Annotated in this window: 14 protein-coding genes; 9 read left to right on the top strand and 5 right to left on the bottom strand. The window is 44.6% G+C overall.

Annotation, left to right across the window (positions count from 1 at the left end; all coding sequences use genetic code 11):
- The first annotated feature begins 99 nt into the window (after positions 1-99).
- A complete protein-coding gene (locus AC1IR0_RS07230) occupies positions 100-1,035 on the top strand; it encodes an LpxL/LpxP family acyltransferase (protein WP_005261737.1) in 936 nt (311 codons plus the stop codon).
- Positions 1,036-1,358: 323 nt separating this feature from the next.
- On the opposite strand, the gene AC1IR0_RS07225 is transcribed toward AC1IR0_RS07230, so the two are convergent.
- Positions 1,359-2,489 (bottom strand): endonuclease/exonuclease/phosphatase family protein, encoded by a 1,131-nt coding sequence (locus tag AC1IR0_RS07225; protein WP_219308301.1) that lies wholly within the window; start codon positions 2,487-2,489, stop codon positions 1,359-1,361.
- A 188-nt stretch (positions 2,490-2,677) separates the two neighbouring features.
- Between AC1IR0_RS07225 and asd the strand changes: the two genes are divergently transcribed.
- From asd to truA, 5 genes are all read left to right on the top strand, one after another.
- Positions 2,678-3,796, top strand: a complete 1,119-nt coding sequence (gene asd / locus AC1IR0_RS07220; RefSeq protein ID WP_044111848.1) for an aspartate-semialdehyde dehydrogenase — start codon at positions 2,678-2,680, stop codon at positions 3,794-3,796.
- A gap of 120 nt (positions 3,797-3,916) precedes the next feature.
- On the top strand, positions 3,917-5,503 hold the full coding sequence (locus AC1IR0_RS07215; RefSeq protein WP_409651810.1) for a FimV/HubP-related protein: 1,587 nt from the start codon (positions 3,917-3,919) through the stop codon (positions 5,501-5,503).
- A 66-nt stretch (positions 5,504-5,569) separates the two neighbouring features.
- Positions 5,570-6,886, top strand: coding sequence for a fimbrial protein FimV (locus AC1IR0_RS07210; protein WP_409651807.1), 1,317 nt, complete (start codon positions 5,570-5,572; stop codon positions 6,884-6,886).
- Positions 6,887-6,933: 47 nt separating this feature from the next.
- A complete protein-coding gene (locus tag AC1IR0_RS07205) occupies positions 6,934-7,902 on the top strand; it encodes an asparaginase domain-containing protein (protein WP_005107960.1) in 969 nt (322 codons plus the stop codon).
- 15 nt (positions 7,903-7,917) lie between these two features.
- Entirely contained in the window at positions 7,918-8,715 is a 798-nt protein-coding gene (gene truA, locus AC1IR0_RS07200) for a tRNA pseudouridine(38-40) synthase TruA (protein WP_005107961.1), read from the top strand.
- A 91-nt stretch (positions 8,716-8,806) separates the two neighbouring features.
- Here the strand turns inward: truA and AC1IR0_RS07195 are convergent, their stop codons facing one another.
- Complete coding sequence (locus AC1IR0_RS07195) at positions 8,807-9,814, bottom strand: AraC family transcriptional regulator (RefSeq protein ID WP_243474272.1); 1,008 nt, start codon at positions 9,812-9,814, stop codon at positions 8,807-8,809.
- Between the two features lie 231 nt (positions 9,815-10,045).
- Here AC1IR0_RS07195 and infA point away from each other — a divergent pair, with 231 nt between their 5' ends.
- From infA to AC1IR0_RS07180, 3 genes are all read left to right on the top strand, one after another.
- Positions 10,046-10,267 carry a translation initiation factor IF-1 gene (infA, locus tag AC1IR0_RS07190; protein WP_001284370.1) on the top strand — a complete coding sequence of 74 codons (222 nt, stop codon included), beginning with the start codon at positions 10,046-10,048 and terminating at the stop codon, positions 10,265-10,267.
- A gap of 134 nt (positions 10,268-10,401) precedes the next feature.
- On the top strand, positions 10,402-10,782 hold the full coding sequence (locus AC1IR0_RS07185) for a hypothetical protein (RefSeq protein WP_004278491.1): 381 nt from the start codon (positions 10,402-10,404) through the stop codon (positions 10,780-10,782).
- Positions 10,783-10,926: 144 nt separating this feature from the next.
- On the top strand, positions 10,927-11,325 hold the full coding sequence (locus tag AC1IR0_RS07180; RefSeq protein WP_004278492.1) for a hypothetical protein: 399 nt from the start codon (positions 10,927-10,929) through the stop codon (positions 11,323-11,325).
- 73 nt (positions 11,326-11,398) lie between these two features.
- Here the strand turns inward: AC1IR0_RS07180 and leuB are convergent, their stop codons facing one another.
- From leuB to leuD, 3 genes are all read right to left on the bottom strand, one after another.
- Positions 11,399-12,478 carry a 3-isopropylmalate dehydrogenase gene (leuB, locus tag AC1IR0_RS07175; protein ID WP_004278493.1) on the bottom strand — a complete coding sequence of 360 codons (1,080 nt, stop codon included), beginning with the start codon at positions 12,476-12,478 and terminating at the stop codon, positions 11,399-11,401.
- A gap of 42 nt (positions 12,479-12,520) precedes the next feature.
- On the bottom strand, positions 12,521-13,084 hold the full coding sequence (locus tag AC1IR0_RS07170) for a hypothetical protein (protein ID WP_409651797.1): 564 nt from the start codon (positions 13,082-13,084) through the stop codon (positions 12,521-12,523).
- Positions 13,085-13,171: 87 nt separating this feature from the next.
- On the bottom strand, positions 13,172-13,822 hold the full coding sequence (gene leuD, locus AC1IR0_RS07165) for a 3-isopropylmalate dehydratase small subunit (RefSeq protein ID WP_086044147.1): 651 nt from the start codon (positions 13,820-13,822) through the stop codon (positions 13,172-13,174).
- Positions 13,823-13,836: the final 14 nt, after the last annotated feature.

Here is a 13,836-nt window from a genome sequence, read left to right as displayed (position 1 = left end):
CGAGCTTTTACTAAAGCATCTGTATTCGTACAGATGCTTTTTTATTTCAATAATCTTCTCTGTTAGACTGCATTTAATCTTTTGGCCCTAAATTGTTTTATGAGTACTCAGCCTGCATATCAACCCGGTGAATTTCAATGGTCATTCCTGTTACCTCAATATTGGGGCAAATGGCTAGGCATTATTTTCCTGATGATTCTGGCGATCTTACCTTGGGCCATTCAGCATCGTCTGGCGTCCCTGCTGGGCCACCTTTCTTTTAAATACTTGAAATCACGCCGTGAAACCACGCTGCGTAATCTGGAAGTCTGCTTTCCCGAATGGTCTGAAAAGCAGGTACAGGACAATGCCCGTCAGGTATTTATCGATCAAATGCTGGGGGTGTTTGAGACGCTGAATGCCTGGTACAGTCCGAAATGGTTTCAGGGCCGCGTCAGTATTGAAGGCTTGGAACATATTCAGAAGGCACAAGCCGCAGGCCAAGGCATGCTGTTATTAGGCACGCATTCAACTTTGCTCGATGCGGGTGGTTATCTTTGCGCACAATATTTTGAACCGGATGTGGTCTATCGTCCGCAGAATAATCCACTTTTGGACATGCTGATTTACCGTTGTCGCGCCACAATTTATGCCAATCAGATTGACCATGATGATATGCGCGGTCTGGTACGTAACCTGAAAAATGGCCATGCGATCTGGTACAGTCCGGATCAGGATTATGGTTTAAAACAAGGCGTGATGGCACCTTTTTTTGGCGTGCCTGCGGCGACTGTAACCGCACATCGCCGTTTACTGAAAATGACCAAAGCGGCTGCAATTCCTTTATATTTCTACCGTCATGGCGATATTAACAATCCGCGCTACCATGTGCTCATTGAACCGGCACTGGAAAACTTCCCTAGTGAGAATGAAGTTGAAGATGCCACTCGCGTGAACCGGGTGATTGAGCAGCAGTTGCGCATCGCACCGACCCAATATATGTGGTTCCACCGCCGTTTTAAGACTCGCCCTGAAGGTTATAAATCAATTTACTAAATCGATTTGATCACGGAATTTGAAGGGCTATAGCTTAAAATCATGTTTAAGTAATTGAAATAATTTAACCCGAGCTCTACATCCTGTAAAACTCGGGTTAATGAGGTTGTGCTTTCACATATTATAATTCGTTCTGCTTTTTTGTGATTTCCCTTTCAGCATCATATCCATGATGTTTTCATTCAGCTTCGTCTTCCTTATGAGAATATCCTTTCTCGACTCCCTGTGCTGATAAACCTAGAATACCCAGATTCCCAACCCCTGCCCATTCGCAAGAAGCGTAAACTGTTGTAAGCAATATCGTACACTTTTCTTCTAAAAAGCTAAGAGATTTTGCCCCCTTCTTTATATGCCAGAGCAACTTCATCAGTGACTATTTTTTCCTCTTTCTCTGCTTTCTGAATGCCCTCTTCAATGGCTTTTTGTGCTTCCTGCTCATCTTCATCAGTTTGTTCTAATTCTTCCTGAATATGCTCGAATACCCGACCGGTTTGCAAAACCAGAAAGACCGGAAAATGGTCAGAACCTACATGCGGTAAACGCTCCATGTGTACCAAGGCAAAATCGGTACTGTGAAAGACGTGATCCAGCGACCAGCGAAAAAAAGGATAATCTGCGTGAAAAGTATTCACATAATGACGCCCTACCCGCGGATCCAGCAGTCCACTAATGCGTTGAAACAGGCGTGTGGTACGTGACCAGGCCACGTCATTCAGATCGCCCATCACGATACAGCTTTCATCCAGATCTTTAATCTGATCACCGACAATCAGCAGTTCAGCATCACGCAAGGTAGAATCCTTGGCCTCGGTCGGGCTAGGTGGTTTAGGATGCAGACAGTAAAGCTGTACCGGTTGTCCTGAGCGTAAGATCACCGTGGTATGAATGGAGGGAATTTCATCACTCAGAATAAATTTAACCTCGGTTTCTCTCAGTTCGAGCTTGCTATATAGATGCATGCCATACAGGTTATCCAAAGGCACAGGCACGCGATAAGGATAATCGGCTTCAATCACCGAGAGTGCATTTTGCCAGTTTTGATCGGTTTCCAGAGTCAAAACCAGATCTGGCTGATGAATCTGGATCTGCTCGATCAGTAAATGATATTTGGTATTGGTAGTAAGTACATTGGAAACGACCAGGGAAATTTGACGTTGCGGATCCAGCTGATCCTGCTTGACCTGCTTGACCTGTTTTTTCCAGATAAAGGTATAGGGCAATACCATTTTCAACTGATAGGCCAAAGCTGCCATCAGCCCGACAAAAAGCAGCTGATTCAACCAGGTCCAGGGATGCTCCAGAACCAAGAACAGCACAAAGGCGATAAAGCCTAATACCAGAATTTGTAAGCGTGGAAAATCCGCACCCCGAATCCACCATTCATCGCGTGGTATCAGTGACCAAAAACTTAACCAAATGACAATGATTGCCAGAATTTGGATAACCCATATCATAAACTGCGCTCTTAATTAAGTTATTATTTTTTCTAAAAGAAAAATGACGTTATCAATTTTGTATGTATCATAAAGCAGATATTTCTCTCAAGAATATTGATGTTTTGATTGTGTAGCTCTTGCAGTTGGGTCCCTTTTTGGTACACTCGAATCCCTTTTGATTTTTTAACGCACCGAGGCAAAGTGACATGAAAGTAGGTCTGGTCGGTTGGCGCGGGATGGTTGGTTCCGTCCTTATGCAACGTATGGTTGAAGAGAATGATTTTGCTCATTTTGAGCCATTCTATTTCTCTACCAGTAATGCAGGCGGTGAAGCGCCGGCATTTGGCGGTAAGACCGCCCCAGCACTTATGGATGCATCAGACATTAACAGTCTGAAGCAAATGGATGTCATTATTACCTGTCAAGGTGGCGACTATACTTCTGAAGTTTTCCCGAAACTGAAAGCTGAAGGCTGGAACGGTTACTGGATTGATGCAGCATCAACCTTACGTATGGATGATGAAGCCATCATCGTACTTGATCCGGTCAACATGCATGTGATCAAAGATGGTTTGGTTAAAGGCACCAAGACTTTTGTCGGTGGTAACTGTACAGTTTCCTTGATGCTGATGGGCTTGGGCGGTCTGTTCCAGAACAATCTGGTGGAATGGGCAACGTCAATGACCTATCAGGCCGCTTCAGGTGCAGGCGCGCAAAACATGCGTGAACTGATCAATGGTATGGGTTATTTATATAACAATACCAAAGAGTTGCTAGATGATCCGCGTTCTCCAATTCTGGATATCGACTCTAGAATTGCTGAATTACAACGTGGTGAAGGCTTCCCGTCTGCAAACTTTGGCGTTCCTTTGGCTGGTTCACTCATTCCTTATATCGACAAGCAACTGGAAAGCGGCCAGTCGAAAGAAGAATGGAAAGGTCAGGTTGAAACCAACAAGATTCTGGGCAACCAGCAGATCGTGCCAATTGATGGTCACTGCGTGCGTATTGGTGCCATGCGTTGTCACTCTCAGGCATTAACCCTGAAATTGAAAAAAGATGTACCTTTGGATGAAATCGAAGACATCATTGCACGTGCCAATGACTGGTCTAAAGTGGTTCCAAATACTCGTGAAGCATCCATGACTGATCTGACGCCTGTTGCTGTAACAGGTACTTTAACCGTTCCAGTCGGCCGTCTGCGCAAGCTGAATATGGGTAAAGAATATCTGGGTGCGTTCACTGTAGGTGACCAGTTGCTTTGGGGCGCTGCCGAGCCGTTACGCCGTATGCTGCGTATTCTGATTGATTATAAAAATGCCTAATATCCTTTGGATATAAAGCCCACAGCCGATCTTTATTGATCGGCTTTTTTATGTAACTATTGCGTAAGTATTTTACAAAAAACAAACATCCCGTTAATCTATAATTTTCGCTATGCGATAATGACTGAGCTCACGATTAAGATGACTGTATATAACAAATTAAAGCTTGCCATTTTAGCCATTGTCGCTTCACAAAATATTTATGCGATTAATGTAGATCCGGTTCAGATTCAGTCTGCCCCTGGGGAATTACTCTACGCAGAAATGACTTTTCGGCAGTCTGATATCAATTTGCCGATTGAAGTCAGTCTGGCTTCACCTGAAGATTTACTCTCGATAGGTGCATCGCATCAGCCACCTGGTCATCTGAACTTTTTTACTCGGCGCAGCAATAATGGCACCGGGGTTATTACTATTACTTCTTCTCGCCCCATGACAGAGCGCGAGCTGAATATTATTGTCAAAATCAAGGAAGGCAATGCTGCACGTCTGCAACATATCCGTACGCCCTTACAAGCTAAAACTGATTTATTAAAAGCTAGTCTCAAACAGAATGAACGTCCGCTTGCACCAGTTGTCGTCGTCAGTGAAAAAGATATTGCACTCAACTTACCCGTAAGTAGCCATTACAATACGGCAGCCTCCACAGCCTTAAATAAGCCACCGGCTCTAGAAAAGCCGTTGGCATTGCAACGCACAGCACCACCGACATTATCGAACACTTCTATTCCAAAAACTGCATTTGCGCCAGCTGTAATGGCATCAACTCCAGCGATTCAGGCTCAAGCGATTACGCCTGTACTGAAAAGCGAGGCTGTAACTGCACCCGATACTCCAGCCCCAGTTAAAACTGCACCGGCGCTTTCAGATTCAATAAAGACCTCACAAGCAACTCTTGCATCGCCGGCTCCTGCAGCAGTCTCGACTACAGATAAACCAGCTAGTACGATGCCAGCAAATCAAAGCGCATCAGTACCAAATAAAGTAGATGTGCAGAAAGCTGTAGAGTCCCGTTCTGATCATCAAACCGCCTCCAGTGATCCATTGGTGAAAAAATTTGCTGAGGAACAAGCCAGAAAATCAACTGGATCATCCAATCCGGTGAAAACTCCAGCTCCAGTGACTGCAAAAGTTTCACCAATCAAAGCAACTCCGAATCAGACTCAACCTACTTATGTCGTTCAATCCAATGAGTCACTGTGGGGGATTGCAGCACGAATTGCCGAACAGCAGCAGCGTCCGGTCAATGAAGTCATGCAGCAAATCAAAAAACACAATGAGCATGCCTTTATCGGAGGAAATGCCAATCGTCTACGCAAGGGTGCTTCATTGAACTTAAATACAACTCATCCTGCACCTGCGCCCATTAAAGTTTCTGCAGCACCTCAGACAGAGCGACCTTCTAAGCCTTCTGGCAAAACTAAATACCGTTTGAATCAGGCAGAAATGAGCCTAGTGGCTGAGAACCAGCGCGATTCCGGGCAAGTTTCTGCAAACCAGAACACAGAACGCAATCAAACATCAAAGGAATTGTCATTAAAAGTTATGACAGCCCGAGAAAAAACCGTTAAATTACAGAGAAACGTAACTGAATTAGAATTGGCACTCAATCAGAAGGATCACAGAATTCAGTTATTAAATGCGCGTCTGGCCCAGCTACAACAACAGCTCAAAGCCCAACAAGCAGATAAGAAGCCAATTAATTAAAAAGTTACACATGACGATTTATTGGGATAGGCGAACTTAAACTACTCTATCCCCAAGGGGTAAAACATGCTGATTTATGTGATTCCATTAGTGATATTGATCATCGTATTAATTGTCTTTAAAAAACGACAAGATGCTCAAGAATCAGATAAAGCAAAAACTAAAACGGTAAAAGCGAAAAAAACTGGCTCTGCTTCAAAAGCTGCCCCACAAAGAACCAAAGTGGTGGAGCCAGTCGGGGTCACAAAAAAATCAGCAACGCCATTATCAGCAGACACACGCAAGAAAATTGAAGGCCTGATTCAAGAGCGTAATTTTTTTGCGGCCGAAGCACAGATTAACCAGGCACTGAATCGGGATAATTCCCAGCATGAACTCTATCTGCTGTTATTGGATATTCATATCTTACAAAAAGATGAGTTTGCAATTTCACAGCTGCTCAACCATATCCGTTCTTTGCATTTAGATGAGATTCTGGCGCAAGCTGAAGCAAAACAGCGTGAATTTGAAAAATCTTCATCTGCTGTAAAAGAGACCATTGATTTTCCAAGTGCCCAGCCTAAAACTTCTTCTGCGCAGGAAGCTGCTTCAACTTCAGATGCCTTTGCCGATCTGGTTGCACCGGCTCCTTCAAATGAACTGGCATTTGAACAATTGCAACAAGACTTTCAACCAAGTAAACCGGCTACCCCTGTAGAACCTGTAGCAGATATTCAGCCACTTGAATTTAATTTTGAACCAAAGACTACCCCAGTAGAAACACCAAAAGCTAAAGAGGCTCCTGTACCTGCTGCTCCTTCTGTAGATTTTGAATTTCAGAGTACATCTACAGATATTCAAACTACAGCAGCAACAGAAACGGCACCCATCCTAGACTTTAAACTGGATTTGGAACAACCTGCTCCAGTAGAAACGGCGCCTGCTGCCACTGAAGAAATCAAGCCTCTAGATTTCTCATTCTCACTTGACACACCTGTAACAGCAGCTGAAAAAACTGCGGTGCCAGCGACTGAGTTTGATCTATCCAGTTTGACAGCTGCAGCACCTGTGGCTGAGCCGGCTGCACAAACTAATCTATCCGGACTGGATTTCAAATTAGACCATTTGGAAACCACGCCAGAAGCGCCTGCTGCAACAGTGATGAGTTTCGATCTCCCTGCTACGCCAGCTCAGGCAGCCGTAGACCAGCATGATCCACTCGTACAATCTTTCCCCGAATTACTGGATGTTAATGAAGCAAGTCTCAATCTTGATCTTGCCCAGCAATATATTCAACTCGGTGCCTACGCCGCTGCCCGTGAAATCATTGCCGAGCGAGAAGCTGAATATACTCCTGAACAACAGCAACGCGCAGAGCAATTACTGAATCAAATCGCATCTTGATGCATTTCGATTTACACTAAAGCAGTCAATAATTGGCTGCTTTTTTTATGATAAAAAATATTGCATTAATTTATATGGGTGGCACATTCGGCTGCGTGGGAGATCCTCTTGCACCGATGCCTGCTGATTTATTTATTCCAAAGCTCGAACAGATACTTGCAGAGCAGTATTTCGTCGAATGCCATCATGCACCCGCCATTAAGGACAGTAGTGCCTGTACAGCAACCGACTGGTTGCAACTGGTACAGTTTATTCAGCAATTGCAATCGCGGCAAATCCAGCATTTTGTGATTATTCACGGTACAGATACGCTGAGTTATGCCAGTGCAGTACTGGCACATTTTATTGGAAACTCGGCGCATGTGGTACTGACCGGTAGCCAATATCCGCTGCTGAATGCTCAAGGCAATGAACAGCGTGAATTTAGTGATGCTCTAGATAACCTGAAATTTGCACTAGATTCCGTCAGCGAATGTAGCGCTGGGGTCTATCTGGCATTCCATCATCAGCTGCTACATGCGCAAACTGCACTGAAACAGCATACTACTGAGTTAAATGCCTTTTCCGGTCTTGAGGCCAATATTGCAATCCAAACCAGTCAAGCGTGTTATCAGATCAAAGCTGAAGATATTACGAAAGCGACTGAATTCAACTGCATGAGCATCATGATGCAGCCAGTTGATCTGACCCAGCAGCTGAATAACCTGAACAACCTATTGGCTCGACCACCACATTTTTTATTTCTGCAAGGTTTTGGCACTGGCAACCTGGCGGTCAATGACGCCATGATTGCACTCATTGATCAACTCTATGAGCAGGGCTGTATTTCCGTCTTGACCACCCAAGTGCCTTTTGGTGCGACGGATCAGCGCTATGCTATTGCCGAATGGGTCAATCATTGCAAAATTTTGCTGAATGAAAGTTATGGACATGCGGATCTGTATGCAAAAGCCCTAAAAATGTATTTACAATACGACACTGTAGAGCAATGGCATCGTCATTGGTACGATCAATAAGGTTTTGAGGTCATTATGCAACGTTTTGCGGTGGGAATTGAGTTTTGTGGGATGCATTATCGGGGATGGCAGACTCAACAGCCGGGAGTTGCAAGCGTACAGGAAACCATTGAGAAGGTTCTGAGCAAAGTTGCCGATCAACCGATCCTCTTGCATGGTGCCGGCCGCACGGATGCCGGGGTACATGCGACCAACATGGTGGCACATTTTGATACTGATGCCGTGCGTTCTGAACGTGGCTGGCTGATGGGCTGCAATAGCCAACTCCCTAAAGACATCTCGATCCAGTGGATCAAAGAAATGGATCACAGCTTCCATGCCCGTTTTAAGGCACAGGCGCGCCGCTATCGCTATGTGGTCTACAACCACCCTGTACGCCCGGCATTGCTGCATAAACAGGTCACCCATGTCTATGCACCGCTTGATGTTGAACAGATGATATACGCCGCGAAAAAGTTTGAAGGCACGCATAACTTTGAAAGCTTCCGCGCCGCAGCCTGTCAGTCCAATCAGCCCGTTCGTCATGTCAGCCATTGCCGCCTGATTCAGCATGGTCAGTATCTGGTACTGGATATTCAGGCCGATGGCTTTCTGCACCATATGGTGCGCAATATCATGGGATGTTTATTGGAAATTGGTCAGGGCATGTATGCTGCCGATCATATTGATAATATTTTCGCGGCAGAAGACCGTAAAGCTGCTGGTGTGACTGCGCCAGCAGATGGTTTGTATTTTATTCATGCTGATTATCCGGCGCAGTTTGAATTACCTGAATTACCCTTAGGTCCGCACTGGCTGAATATGCCGGAATAGTTTTTAAATTTTTTAGAATATTTACCTCCCCTAACCCCTCCTAAAAGGAGGGGAATTCCTCCCTTTTTTAAAGAGAGGTTAGGAGGGATTTTTAACGCTGCTTCCGCTTCCGATATTCCACTGGCGTTTCATTAGTCCAGCGTTTAAAGGCACGATAGAAGGTACTTGGCTCGGAAAAACCGGTCAGATAGACAATCCGCTCGACGCTCTCATTGGTACTCGCCAGCAAACGCTTGGCCAGACGACAGCGATAATCCGAGAGAATCTGCTGAAAGCTGGTATGTGCCTCACTCAGTTGTGTTCTCAAACGGCGTGGCGTGATGTTCAGCTGGGCTGCCACAGTTTCTAGCGTGGTTTCGCCACTCTCCAAAGTAGAGCCGATTGCACGACGTACTTCACCGACCAGATCATATCTTGCCAGTTCCTGTAGCTTTTCAATGGCCAGTTGCTCATGCAGCTGCAACAGCTCAGGTTCAGCCTGCCACAGCGGATATTCCAGGATAGTCGGATCGAAATACAAACGAGTTTCTTTCTGACCTAGACTGACCGGACACTCATAAACCCGGAAGTATTCATCATCAAGTGCCCCTTTGGAAAAATTAAAATCGATATAAATCGGCTCAAAACGCCCTTCAGTAATAAATTTAAAGAAACGCAGGACACCTGACATGGCGCATTCAGTAAAATGACGATTGACCAGACTCTCAGCAAAAGGCTGTTCACCATTGGTTAAATAGCAGCGGTCATCTTCAATCACCAATTTGGCAGCAAAGGCATCACTGATCAGTCGCTGATAAGCCAAAGCACGTTTCAGTCCCTCACCAAAATTTTCAGATGAAACAAACAAGTGTTCAATCACTTGACCACGATAAAGAGGCAAGTGTTCACCCAGATGCAATCCAATATCCGGATCCTTGCTGACTTCCTCTGCCGCCACCCAAAAGGCATACTGGGCACTCAGCGGAGTACGGTCATTGGCCTCTACCTGATTTAAAGCCACTCCTGCTTTGGTCAAAAGTTCTTCTGTTGGCAACCCCGCACGACGAATCGCCTGATAGCCTAAACGCAATACGACTGATGCATCCGTTAGCTGACTCACTCAAAAGCCTTCCTTGTATGTACTTCATTTATACTTAAAAAGATTAATTTTAGATTAACTGTGATTGACCAAACTGACAACAGAAACAGGTGTCTTTTTAGTTAAAAAAATTATCGTGACAGTTCGCCTATTTTACTGGCAGATGATCAGTCTAACGCCCGTTTCGTCTTGTATTTTGCAAAAAAATTGACTATAATTTGCGCCTTTCCAATTTATTCATTCAGGTAGGCTATGGCCAATAAAGAGGAACTCATCGAGTTCGAAGGCGTTGTCACCGAGACGCTTCCTAATACTATGTTCCGTGTACGTTTAGAGAACGGTCACGAAGTGATTGCCCACATCTCTGGTAAAATGCGTAAACACTATATCCGTATTTTAACTGGCGACAGTGTGAAGGTTGAAATGACACCTTATGATTTGACTAAAGGTCGTATCACATATCGTGCACGCTAAGTTTTAGCGCAAGCAAAAGCCACTTTTAGTGGCTTTTTTATTACTTGAATTATTTATCAATCAATAAAATAATTTGACACAGCCTTATAAATTCACGACTATTCATTGAATTAAAAATAACATGTATAAAAACAATGAATATGAAATGCTTATCCCTACTTTCCAGCTTGTTTCTCGTTGCATGCGCTACCGGCGGCAATCAGCATCTGCATCAGTCTCTACAACCTTATGTAGGTCAAACTGCCGCACAGGTTCGTAGCCAGCTTGATCTTCGTGCCATTGGATTCAAGACCTCCCAGCAACCGATTCAAACCACAGAATTTCTCAGCTACACTATTTTTCGGGATATGAATATTCCAATGGGAACGCCGAATATTAGTCAGAGCATTCCGATCGGCGCACCAATGCCGATGCCCTCAAATGGTGGTTATAACATTGAGATGAAATGCCAAATCTGGTTTGACTTGAAAGATGAAATTGTTCAGGCGATTCGCTTTACCGGTAGAGCTTGCTGAGCTGTACTCATCGAGTTCAAAGCCTGTATCGGATTAAATCAGGGATCAACCTCACCACGCTAAACTTCTACCGTGTATCAAATCACAACAGTATTTTTGCATGGAATGCGCTTACACTCATTTTATTTGGTGTGAGGACAGCTCATGAAGTTCACACTGATTTTAGTATGCTGTACAGCATTCAGTTTGCTTAATGCATGCAGCACCACCTCATCAACAACTGCGCAGCGTGATGCCTATTTACAACAGTTCATTGGGCAAAGCAGCCAACTGATCGATCAAACTCTGGATCTAAAACGTTTAGGTTACCAGCAGATCAGTGAGCCTGAACGCAGCGCAAAACAATTAAGCTATGTGGTACAACGCCCCATTACCATTCCTTTGCCTGTAGCGCAGTTTCCTGCCACAGGAACAGGCACTGTACCGATTCCTGTCTCAGTAAGTCCTGCCGGCGGCTACGACGTCAAATTGCAATGTAAAATCACCTTCTTACTCAAAGATAATATTGCGACCGCGGTACGCACCACAGGCCGAACCTGTTAAGGGGTTTAAGCTTTGAAATTTCTATTATAAAAAAACGCAGCTCAAGGCTGCGTTTTTTTGAATCAAAACAGGCTTAGTTCAATGCAGCAACGACTGCTTGACCCATTTCAACCGTACCGACTTTTTGCATGCCTTCAGACATGATATCTGCCGTACGCAAGCCTTGATCCAAGACCTGACCTACTGCATCTTCAATCGCTTTAGCAGCCGCTTCTTCACGGAAGGTATAACGCAACATCATCGCCACCGAAAGAATCGTCGCTAATGGATTTGCCAGGTTTTGACCGGCGATATCTGGTGCAGAACCATGACAAGGCTCATACATGCCCTTGCCATTTTCATCCAGAGATGCCGATGGCAACATGCCGATTGAACCGGTCAACATCGCAGCTTCATCAGACAGGATATCACCGAACAGATTCGAGGTGACAATCACGTCAAACTGCTTTGGCGCACGCACCAGTTGCATTGCGGCATTGTCGACATACATATGCGATAAATTAATTTCAGGGTATTCGGCATCTTTCAGCGCAGTCACTGTCTGTTTCCACAGTTCAGTTACTTCAAGCACGTTGGCTTTATCCACTGAACATACTTTACCACCGCGCAAGTTGGCCATTTCAAAAGCGACTTTGGCGATACGCTTGATTTCAGATTCTGAATAAACGTCAGTGTTATAGCCTTGTTTCTCGCCATTTTCCAGTTCACGGATACCGCGTGGCTGACCGAAGTAAATACCACCGGTCAATTCACGCACAATCAGAATATCCAGACCTGCTACGATTTCAGGCTTTAAACTTGAAGCATCAGCCAATTGCGGATAAAGAATGGCTGGACGCAAGTTAGCAAACAGGTTCAGTTCACTACGCAATTTCAATAAACCACGTTCCGGACGAATTGAGCGCTCAATCGTATCCCATTTTGGACCGCCCACGGCACCGAGTAAAATCGCATCAGCTTTTTTAGCCTGTTCAGAGGTCACTTCAGGATACGGTGAACCATGTGCATCAATGGCTGCACCACCGAGTAAGCCCTGTTCCCATGTCAAATCAAGATTAAATTTTTCATTTACGCGTGTGAGTACTTGCTCTGCGGCTTTTACAATTTCAGGGCCGATGCCGTCACCAGCTAAAATCAAAATTTGTTTAGACATGAGATTTTCCGTTTAAAACGTCAGATTCAGACCTGACAGAGGTTAAATTTTCTTTTCTACAAACTCTGCAATCCCGGTGACTGCATTATAGGGTTTGCAAAAACGACGAATGGTTTTTTGCTCTTGTACCAGATCTACGCAAAGCGGATCCGGCGCCGAAGCATTTAATAAACTGCTGCTACGCGCACTACGGTCACGAAACATTTTTAAGCTATAGCGGTTATTGGCCTGAAAACGATGGAATACATGTAAAGTTTCCGCTTTATCCTTACTGATCGGATAAAAACGCACGACCAGTTCATGCTGTCCTGCCGGCACGGATAAATAAATCGGATTGGCCTGATTTAAATTTTTGGCCTGCAAGCGCACCAGTTTCTGCTTCAGCGCCTCATCACTGATGCGGCCATTGTCAGCGTTGACAATAATGGTCTGATTGAAGCGTTCGAACTGGCAATCTGGCGTCCCTGTACAGTAGATCAGGGCATTGCTTTTGCTCTCAGCATTTTCTTTGGCATGTTTGAGTTTCATCGTGTCGATGCTTTGACATGCAGTCAACAGCACCGATACTGAACTTAAAGCAAGCCACTGTTTCCAATAATTCGCCATAATGTCTGTCTTACCCAATCAAAAAACTCAATAATCTTCCGATATTAGCAAGGGCATCGCAGTCATGCCATGACAATTTTTACTGATTTATCCATGAATTTCGGCAAATACCCAAGGACGCGATTGTTTGGTTTTTTCTTCATAGGCACGAATATCATCCGCTACCTGCAAAGTTAAGCCAATATCATCCAGACCATTTAACAGGCAATGCTTGCGAAATGGATCGACTTCGAACTTAAAGCTTTCACCTGTAGGGGTGCGAACTTCTTGTGCCTGCAAGTCAATAGTCAGTTGATAGCCTTCATCTGCCGCACATTCCTTAAATAACTGCTCAACAATATTTTCAGCCAAAATCACTGGCAACATACCGTTTTTAAAACAGTTATTAAAGAAAATGTCGGCAAAGCTTGGTGCAATCACAGTACGAAAACCGTACTCACTCAAGGCCCACGGTGCGTGTTCACGACTAGAACCACAACCAAAATTGGCACGTGAAATTAAAATAGATGCACCCTGATAACGTGGCTGGTTCAAGACAAAGTCCGGATTGATCGGACGAACTGAATTGTCCTGCCCTGGATAACCTTCATCCAAATAACGTAATTCATCAAATAAATTGTCACCAAAACCGGTACGTTTGATCGATTTCAAAAACTGTTTTGGAATAATTAAATCTGTATCGACATTGGCACGGTCTAAGGGTGCAACGATACCTTGTTCAACGGTATAAGCTTTCATGTCTGTGCTCCTAC

Source organism: Acinetobacter sp. 129952 (genome assembly GCF_056642055.1).
Note: the sequence above shows the minus strand (reverse complement) of the source record. Positions and strands in the feature narration are given on the sequence as shown.

Excerpts from the sequence above, each read along its gene's own strand:
- leuD (WP_086044147.1), bottom strand. The coding sequence starts at position 13,822 with ATGAAAGCTTATACCGTTGAACAAGGTATCGTTGCACCCTTAGACCGT.
- AC1IR0_RS07180 (WP_004278492.1), top strand. The coding sequence starts at position 10,927 with ATGAAGTTCACACTGATTTTAGTATGCTGTACAGCATTCAGTTTGCTT.
- AC1IR0_RS07210 (WP_409651807.1), top strand. The coding sequence starts at position 5,570 with ATGCTGATTTATGTGATTCCATTAGTGATATTGATCATCGTATTAATT.
- AC1IR0_RS07170 (WP_409651797.1), bottom strand. The coding sequence starts at position 13,084 with ATGGCGAATTATTGGAAACAGTGGCTTGCTTTAAGTTCAGTATCGGTG.
- AC1IR0_RS07230 (WP_005261737.1), top strand. The coding sequence starts at position 100 with ATGAGTACTCAGCCTGCATATCAACCCGGTGAATTTCAATGGTCATTC.
- truA (WP_005107961.1), top strand. The coding sequence starts at position 7,918 with ATGCAACGTTTTGCGGTGGGAATTGAGTTTTGTGGGATGCATTATCGG.
- AC1IR0_RS07215 (WP_409651810.1), top strand. The coding sequence starts at position 3,917 with ATGACTGAGCTCACGATTAAGATGACTGTATATAACAAATTAAAGCTT.
- asd (WP_044111848.1), top strand. The coding sequence starts at position 2,678 with ATGAAAGTAGGTCTGGTCGGTTGGCGCGGGATGGTTGGTTCCGTCCTT.
- leuB (WP_004278493.1), bottom strand. The coding sequence starts at position 12,478 with ATGTCTAAACAAATTTTGATTTTAGCTGGTGACGGCATCGGCCCTGAA.
- infA (WP_001284370.1), top strand. The coding sequence starts at position 10,046 with ATGGCCAATAAAGAGGAACTCATCGAGTTCGAAGGCGTTGTCACCGAG.
- AC1IR0_RS07205 (WP_005107960.1), top strand. The coding sequence starts at position 6,934 with ATGATAAAAAATATTGCATTAATTTATATGGGTGGCACATTCGGCTGC.
- AC1IR0_RS07185 (WP_004278491.1), top strand. The coding sequence starts at position 10,402 with ATGAATATGAAATGCTTATCCCTACTTTCCAGCTTGTTTCTCGTTGCA.
- AC1IR0_RS07225 (WP_219308301.1), bottom strand. The coding sequence starts at position 2,489 with ATGATATGGGTTATCCAAATTCTGGCAATCATTGTCATTTGGTTAAGT.